General features: G+C 67.6%; 8 protein-coding genes. 1 reads left to right on the forward strand and 7 read right to left on the reverse strand.

Annotated elements, in window-relative coordinates; translation table 11 throughout:
• Positions 1–608 precede the first annotated feature (608 nt).
• Positions 609–2,129, forward strand: a complete 1,521-nt coding sequence (locus tag LBC97_12265; GenBank protein MDR2566799.1) for an FAD-binding oxidoreductase — start codon at positions 609–611, stop codon at positions 2,127–2,129.
• Between the two features lie 130 nt (positions 2,130–2,259).
• On the opposite strand, the gene LBC97_12270 is transcribed toward LBC97_12265, so the two are convergent.
• The 7 genes from LBC97_12270 to LBC97_12300 form a co-directional block, all read right to left on the reverse strand.
• Complete coding sequence (locus tag LBC97_12270) at positions 2,260–3,360, reverse strand: hypothetical protein (protein MDR2566800.1); 1,101 nt, start codon at positions 3,358–3,360, stop codon at positions 2,260–2,262.
• Positions 3,350–3,976: an ATP-binding cassette domain-containing protein gene (locus LBC97_12275; protein MDR2566801.1), complete on the reverse strand. Its 627-nt coding sequence runs from the start codon at positions 3,974–3,976 to the stop codon at positions 3,350–3,352. The genes LBC97_12270 and LBC97_12275 overlap by 11 nt, the downstream gene beginning before the upstream one ends.
• Entirely contained in the window at positions 3,961–5,082 is a 1,122-nt protein-coding gene (locus tag LBC97_12280; protein ID MDR2566802.1) for a peptidoglycan-binding protein, read from the reverse strand. The genes LBC97_12275 and LBC97_12280 overlap by 16 nt, the downstream gene beginning before the upstream one ends.
• A 175-nt stretch (positions 5,083–5,257) precedes the next feature.
• A complete protein-coding gene (locus LBC97_12285; protein MDR2566803.1) occupies positions 5,258–5,929 on the reverse strand; it encodes a hypothetical protein in 672 nt (223 codons plus the stop codon).
• A gap of 16 nt (positions 5,930–5,945) precedes the next feature.
• Positions 5,946–6,290 (reverse strand): hypothetical protein, encoded by a 345-nt coding sequence (locus LBC97_12290; protein ID MDR2566804.1) that lies wholly within the window; start codon positions 6,288–6,290, stop codon positions 5,946–5,948.
• A gap of 983 nt (positions 6,291–7,273) precedes the next feature.
• On the reverse strand, positions 7,274–7,954 hold the full coding sequence (locus LBC97_12295) for a very short patch repair endonuclease (protein ID MDR2566805.1): 681 nt from the start codon (positions 7,952–7,954) through the stop codon (positions 7,274–7,276).
• Positions 7,951–8,329 (reverse strand): DNA cytosine methyltransferase (locus LBC97_12300; GenBank protein MDR2566806.1); only part of this gene is annotated, 379 nt, incomplete at its 5' end. The genes LBC97_12300 and LBC97_12295, both read right to left, overlap by 4 nt.

An 8,329-nucleotide genomic window follows, 5' to 3' on the forward strand; every position in this document is an offset into this window, starting at 1 on the left:
TGGCCGTCAACGAGGACCCGGACGCGCCGATCTTCGAGATCGCGGACCTCGGCATTGTGGGCGACCTGGCCGAAGTCCTCCCGGCGGCGGCCGCCGCGGTCCGGTCCCTCTGACATGACGCCGAAATGGGGACGGTACCTATTTCCCCAGAAATGGGGACGGTACCTATTTCTGCGGCAGTGCCCGGGTTTTGCCCGCAGAGCCACCCCGCGAAATACGGACGACGCCTATTCGGCTCATCTGCCCAATGCGCGGGAGCCCGTGGCTCTGGCGGGCCGAGCGGAGGGTTTTGCGCGGACCTCAAGATCGACTGGCGTCTGCACGAACAGGTCAACGAGTGGCGGATTCTGTCACACGGCCCCCGTCCAGTGGCGGGTGTTGTGCCGGCCCGAAGTCGACCGGCGGGTCTTTTCCAATCGGCGGTGCCGGGCGACGGGTGCACCAACGGCCACGCCCGGCGGTGCCAAACCATTCAGCGGATGGGACAGAGGCGCGCCCTTTTGTCCCGAAGCTGGTTTTCTCCACCGCGCAGATTCGACACGGAGAGCGGCTGAGCGGACGAGACTGACCGGGCTCGCGCAGGCGGGCTAAACAACAGGAGGCGAATTGTGACCAAGACGGCGGACGTGATTGTGATTGGGGCCGGCATAGTCGGCGCTTCGACGGCCTACCAGCTGGCCAAGACCGGGCGGAAAGTGCTGCTGGTGGACAAGGGCGCGGGCGCAGGGTACGGCTCTTCGAGCGCCTCAAGCGGGATCATCCGCTTCGAGTACACGCTGCTGACCTCGGTGATTGTGGCCTGGGAGGCCTCGCACATGTGGGCTGACCTGCGTTCCTACCTGGAGGCACCGGCGGGCGAGGCGCTGGCCAAGTTCCACCGCAACGGCAAGATCATGGTGGACTGCCCCGCCTTCCCGCGCGCCGCGCTGCGGGCGCACTTCGACGCCTTGGGGATTGAATACGAGGAATGGGACGCGACCGAACTGGAGCGCCGGATCGGCGGGATTGACGCCGGGCGCTTCTTCCCGCCCAAGCCCATCGACTCGGAATCCTTCTGGGACGAGCCCTCAGGTCGGTTGGGCGCCGTCTACACCCCGCAGGCCGGATTCATCGACGACCCCCGTCTTGCCTGCGAAAACTTCGCCAACGCGGCCCGCCGTGCGGGCGCGGAGACGCTGTACCGCACGGCGGTCGTGGCGATCACGCAGGTGGGCGGCAGGGCTGAGGGCGCTGGCGCCGAGCCCCTCAACGGTCCCGGCACTGGCGGGCTGGCGAACGGAAGCGGCGGTGGGGCTGGCGGATCAGTGGGTGGCATCGGCGGTGGGGCCGACGGATCAGTGGGCGGCACCGGCGGCGGCGTGGAAACGGACAGGGCTGGTTTTGGCGGGTGGGCGGACGGCATCGGCGGTGGCGTGCGCGGCGGATCCGGGACGGTCTGGCGGGTGACGACCGACGCGGGCGAGACGTTGGAGGCGCCCGTGGTGGTAAACGCGGCCGGGCCGTGGTCGCCGCAGGTCAACGCGCTGGCCGGGGTGGGTGGCGAGTTCGCCATCACGACCCGCCCGCTGCGTCAAGAGGTCCACGCGGTGCCCGCGCCCCCCGGCTTCAACCCGGCCGGGTCGATCGGGCCGTGCGTGGCGGACCAGGACTTGGGGTACTACCTGCGGCCGGAGCCGTCTGGGTCGTTGGTGATCGGCGGGACGGAACCGGAATGCGACGTGCTCGAATGGGTCGATTTCCCCTTGGAGGACGTCAACATGAACCGCACCGCCGAGTTGTTCGAGAAGCAGGTCACCCGGGCGGCCCGCCGCTTCCCCGAACTGGCGATCCCGCCGCGCCCGGCCGGCGTGGTCGGCGTCTACGACGTGGCGAGCGACTGGACCCCGATCTACGACAAGACTGCCGCGCCGGGATTCTTCGTCGCGATCGGCACCTCCGGCAACCAGTTCAAGAACGGGCCGATCATCGGGGAGTTCATGGAGGCGATCATCACGGCGACGACGGACGGCCAGGATCACGATGCCGTCCCCACCCTATACCTGGGACGCGTCACCGGCCGCACGGTCGATTTGGGCTTCTATTCGCGTCTGCGCGAGCCGGCGGCGAACTCGGGCACGGTTGCGGGCTGACCAGAAGGGGCGGCGCAGCCGGGGCCCGGTGTGGCCGAACTGACCCCAAGCGTTCCCCAGGCCCCAGTCGTAGTGCCTTGTACACCGCAGAGCGGCCCACCGGGTCCGAACCGGGCCGCCGCGGGCGAACTCAGCGTCCACGAATGGCGTCAAACGGCTTGATCGCGGCGAGCATCCCGAAGACCGCCAAGGGAACAAGAGTGACCAGCGTGGCAGCGCGCGCGAAGTCCCAGGCCGTCACCGCCAAGACCACTCCCGCCAGCTGCGGGGCCAGCCAAGCACCGGCTAAGAGCGCGCCAGCGGCGAACGGCGCGAGCGCAGTGAACGCCCAGTCTGAAGCCACCATCAGAGCCAATCGGCCGCCTCGCAGGCCCAGCAGACCATACAGCCCCATGTCGGTTCGCCGCCCCAGCCACAACGCGGCCTGGAACAACGCCAAAACGGCCGCCGCCGCCAGCGGAACCCAGCCCGATAAGCGGGCCGCCAATTGGCCGGCGGGGCTAGAATCGAGCGGCTCGCCCAAGACGCCGGGCGTCACCAGCGTCCGGGCCGCCTCATCAAACCAGCCGAGCAGCAACAATTCGACGTTTTCGCGCGCCCCAGGCGCGGCCTCGACCCAGCACTCCTGCAGTTGCCCCGCGGGTGCCACCGGCACCACCACCAGATTGCCCTGTTCGGATGACCGTGGCTGACCCGGCGCCGCCATGACTTCCACACGCTCATTGACGCGGGCCACGACGTACGGCAGGGTGCCGGAGTCGGCTATGCCCAAGCGGCTGGCCACCCTGGCGCCCACCACCGCCATCCCCGTATCGGGTTGACCCCGCAGGGCTGGCCAGACCAGGGCCGCGTAGCCGGGGCTGGCCTTGGCCAGGTCAAAGCTGACACCACTGTCGACGGATGAGACAGCCCGCCTGACGCTCGCCACCCCGCCGGCTCCGATCACGCCCGGCAGCGACCGCAGCGAGTCGCACCGGCCCGCGTCAAGGCCCTGGCGATCATCGCGTTGGACCACGAATAGGTTCGCTCCGGCGGCGACCAACTCGTCGTTGTAGGCGGCGATGCGGCTCACCTCAAGCGCTGGCGCGGTGACCACCGCGGCCCCCGCCATCAACCCAACCAAGCAACTCGTGAGCGTCTTGGCCGGGCTGGCCCGCAGATTCGCCAGCGCTTCGGAGACCGCCAACCTAAGCGGGAGGCGCTTCGCGGGCCGTCCGCCGCTATCCGCCATCGGCGAGCCGCCCGTCTTCCAGCCGGTAAGCCACATCTGCCCGCCCGGCGACATACGGATCGTGGGTGGCCACCAAGACCAATGCGCCCCGCTCGGCCGCCTGGCCCAAGCCATCGCAGACCAATTCACGCGAACGCGGGTCCAGGGACGCGGTCGGCTCGTCGGCTAAGATCAGGTCCGCACCGCCCGCTAAGGCCCGCGCAACCGCCACCCGCTGACGCTCCCCGCCGGAAAGTTTGTACACCTTTTGATCAGCTAGTTCGCTAATGCCCAGCGCGGCCATAGCGGCCCAAGCGGCCGCCGGGGCCGGGCCAGCGGCCAAGCCCCGCGCCGCGGGACCCAGGATCACGTTGTCAAACGCCGAGCGGCGTCCCAACAACGGTGTTGCCTGCACTATCCATTCCCAGTCTTCGGGTGCCTTGGCAACACCGTTCAGCCGGACAGTGCCCGGTGCCGTACGAACAACACCCGCTATAACGCCCAGCAAAGTGGTCTTCCCGGATCCGGACGGCCCCATCAGGGCCACCATCCCGGGGCCGACGAAGCTGGCCTGCAGCGAATCCAACACCACCCGGGGTCCGAACGCCACCGTGCATCCAGTCACGTCGATCCGCATTGCCGATCCTCAGCCACCGGGGAAAGGCGGACCCTGTCGCCGGGGCTCAGGTTCCCTTTGACGATTGCGCTGCCGGACGTGTCCCCGACCACCTCGACCACCACCGCCTTGATGCCGGATCCTTCGACCCGCAGCACGCAGGTGCCGCCCTGCGGCACCGCCACTACCGCCGCGGCTGGCACCAGCAATTCATCTGCTGCCCCTTCGCGCTGGAGCTTGACGTTCACGCTTGTGGTGTTCGGTGGGACCTGGCCGCTCAACTCTGCCAGCCCTTCGGCCGCGACCTCGCCTCGGTTCTGTGCTAACTTGATGGTCATGCTCCCGACCAACAGTGACTCGTCCGGGTTGGCGGTGATCAACTCCTCGGGAGCCACTTCCTGATCGGTCGGAACGGGTTCCGCCTCGCCGCCGGTCATTTCGCTGCCGCGGGAATCTTCTAGGGAGGACAGCACCGCGCGCGTCAGAGACGGCCGAGCTGTGGCTATAGCGGTCCCGCCGACTGGGGCCTGGGCCGCCACCTCCAGATCGACCGTCAAGAGCTCATAGTTCTCCTCCGGCAGGAAGACCAGCCAAGCCGCATCGAAAGCATTCCCGTTGTCGCTGGCAGCCCCAGTCTGTTTCGACCATGCCGCTACAGCCGCCTTGGTGGCCTGGCCGTAAACGCCTTTGTCTTGAGCCGCATCGAAACCAGCCAGGGACAGACACCGCTGCAGCGTCTCAACATCTTGGCCTTTGTCCTTCAGCGCCACAGGTCCGGCCATGGGGTAATCGCTGGCGCAAGCGATCCTGTCCACACCCGCGATTCGAGCCACCACATCTCCGGAGGCGACCGCCTGTCCCGCCGCCACCGGAACGGCCTGCACCACACCGGCCCAATCAGGCGCCATCAGCGCCCCGGGAGCGCGCCAGGTCAGGACCAGCGTCACGTCGCGGCTCAAGGCACCCGCGTTGGCTTTGACTACGCCGTCAACCGCGACGGGCGGGTCAAACGACTCGTGGGACGCGCGCTCCGTCAATAAGCAGTACGCCCCCACCGGCGCGAGGCACCAAAAGGCCACTCCCACCCACCCGAGCGCGGTTTTCGCGAGACTTGTGCGGGCGTTCAATTCGGGTGCTCCATGAGATTCCCTCCGGTGGTCGGTTCCCCGATTCTAGAGGCGCCGTTCGGAAGACCGGGTCCGTCGGGACGGGACCACACGGCGGCGCCTGGCAGCGAACAGGAGCCTGCGGGGCATGGGCCCGGCCTTTCGCCTCCTGTTCGGACCGCACCGGGCGTTCGCGTCACCAACCCAACCCAGTGCCGACAATCTGCCTGTCCGAATACAGGCGGTCCAATTCGCGGTGCGCGCAATCGACCACCACGTCATCGCGGTCAGTGCCGGCTGGGTCGTCCACCGCCGCCTCGCCAACGAAGTCCCTGACCGATTTCTCCTCGCCCGAAGTCTCGAAGCCCTTCTCGGCCAAACACTCCCGCAGAGCGCTGTGCAACGCCGGGTCCATCTTCGGCTCATGCGAATAGACGTAATCGGGCTCCAAGAGTTGGAGATACTTGTCGTCACATCCAATTTCGATTTCGCCCTGGGCGATCGGGTCCTCGATTTCCCCCGGATCGATCAGGTAGTCGAGCGACAAACCGTCAACCGGGCTTGTGTAGGGGCCTGCGGCGATCCCCTCGCCAGCGTTCTCGAGGCATTTCCGGAACAGGTCGAACGCGTCCTGGAATTCCTCCGCCGTGATCTCGCCGTCCGCCATCATCGCGGCCTGCTCCGGGTAACCCCGTTCCTCCAACTCGCGGGCGTGTTCCTTGATCTGCGCCGAACTCACCCGGTCGTCACCACCGCCCTGCCCGCAACCGGACAAGCCCAGCAAACCAACCGCGCACAAACCAACCACCACGGCCCGCCGCCAGCCGCGCCCACGCACGACCGGCGGCACCACACTCACATCACGCACCACAGCCGTGGAAGTATCAGTTGTAGGTGTTGCGCCAGGAACTGTATCCAATGCTATGCCAGCCGGTGACGCTGCCCAGTGAACCACTTGGCTTGGACTTGGTCAGCGGAGTCTCCACCCGAGTCTTGGCTTTCATAACGCCGACGTTGTTTTGCAGTCCCGTGACTTTGACGTACAAGTACTCATTCTTGGACCTGCCCGATACCCACCAGGTCGAGGCGTAGCCCTGGGTCGAAGACCAAGCCACCCGGCCCGCGACCGTCGCGAATCCGGACCCACCGTCGAGGTACCACTGATCTCCACCAGCCGCTTGAGCCGGCGTTCCCAGCCCCAGCGCGGCCACCGTTGCGGCGGCGATCACCGCCGCAGCCCTCCGCGCCCGCATTCCTCTTGTAACCGCCGGACCCACGCCCCGCGCCTTCTTCCCATTTGATCTGAACATCACCACTCCCTTCGTTCGATTCGTCGAGTACGCCCATCCCTGCCGCGGTTGATTGTGAAGCTGCCCCGGTGGCGCATGCCAAGCAGGCCGAGAGAATCGAACTGCGGAATGAGCGCACAACTCACAGCGGGCCTTCTCATGAATTCAATGCGGGCGAAAGTGGACTCTTAGAGTCAACCCGACGCCCGCACAATCTCGCGTCCCCCAATAGGGGGACAAGTCGGCGGCACCATGGGCCAACGTAACTGTTCAGGGTGTTGCTGGTAGCCCGAGGTTTGGGCTGGTCAGGGCTTGGAGGCCTAATGCTACAGCCTGATTCTGGGGTGTAGCACTAAATAGGATTGCAGCTGGCCCGGGCGCACGAATGCAGGATTCGATCTGCCCGCGACGCCATGCGCCGACTCTTTTCGAGGGATACGCAAGCTGATCAATAACTGGGTCCGGCACCCGATGACCAGCGCCAGTCGGAATCTGGCACCCGGCGGCGGACCACCGCCGGGCGACACAGGGGAATGTGGCGCGTGTCGCCCGGCTTGCGCTGGCCATGGAGGCTTCTCTTGCACGTCCATATTAGGCATGCCTTTGTGCACGCAGCGCCCATCGGCGGCTAAAGAAACAGAATCCGGTCATGACCGCTGCGACCTCGGCGCCACGAGTTGGGGCGCATCACGCTGCAGCGCCGAACGCGCGTCGCCGGACCGAGCCAATGGCAGTGCCGTTGACCTTCGCCCAAGCGTTCTAGCGAGGGCGGGCGGTGGCAACTCAACAACTCGACGCCGACCGGCTCAATTCCTTGATCGTGGACGTGGCCGCAGACGGCGGATGGCGCTCCGCTGCGACATGCGACGGCATCACCCGAACTCGCGCCTGGCGATGGGGGCCGGGTCGGCCAAATCGGCCGTTCACGAATGGTCCTGCACACGGTTGGCGATGCGTTCGGCCACTTCAGCGGGGTCTTCGTGCTCCCAGAAGCGTAGGACGGTCCAGCCCGCGGTCTCCAGCACCTGGGCCACATGGGTGTCCCGGGCGGTGTTGCGGGCGATCTTCGATTGCCAGTAATCGGTGTGCGTCTTTGGCAGCCGATGGTGCTCGGGGCAGCCGTGCCAGAAGCACCCGTCTATGAAAACCGCCACCCGCCGCCCCGGAAACACGATGTCGGCGGTCATTCGTTCGCCTTTGACCGGCTTGAACGCAACCCGATACCGCAGCCCACGGGCGAACAGCAGCCTTCGCACCGCCATTTCCGGCCCCGTGTCCCGGCTCCGGTTCGCCTGCATGGACCGCCGAGTGGCGTCCGAGGACGCCCAAGACTCTTTGGCCCCGCCGCCGACCGCCGATGCCGTCCCACCCGGCCGGGCGTTCCCGTCCGGCCTGGTCATTGGGCCCGCCCCGCCCGGCCCGGCAACCCCGTCCGGCCTGGCCGCCGGCGCCGTCCCACCGCCGACCGCCGATGCCGTCCCACCCGGGCGGGCGTTCCCATCCGACCTGGTCATCGGGGACGCGCCGCCCGGCCCGGCGTCTTCGTCCGGCCTGGCCGCCGGAGCCGTCCGATCCGGGCGGGCGTCCCCATCCGACCTGGTCACTGGGTCCGCCCGGCAGACGAGTTGGCCGGCACGCTTCCGGCTGGCGCCCTTGGATCACCGGGGATGCGGGAGCCGAGCGAGGCCAGGTCCGCGCGCATCGCCGGTTCGCGAGTGTGCCCCGTCTGCGCGGTAACCAGGGGCATCAAGTAGTTGGCGGCGAGCCACTCGACAACGGGGACGGCCACGGCATCGCCGAATCCGAAAAGTGCCTGGTTTGTGGAGACTGCCCCCAACGGGTAGTCGCCGGCGCCCATCAGGCGGGCGCATTCGCGGGGCGTCATCCACCGAACCCGCAGGCCGCCCTCCCCCAGGCGCACAACCGCCTGTTTGGAGGAGCCGCCGCGAGCGGTCCGCAGGCATCCGGCGATGTCGTCG

The sequence above is a fragment of the Bifidobacteriaceae bacterium genome (genome assembly GCA_031281585.1).
Taxonomy (GTDB): Bacteria; Actinomycetota; Actinomycetes; order Actinomycetales; family WQXJ01; genus JAIRTF01.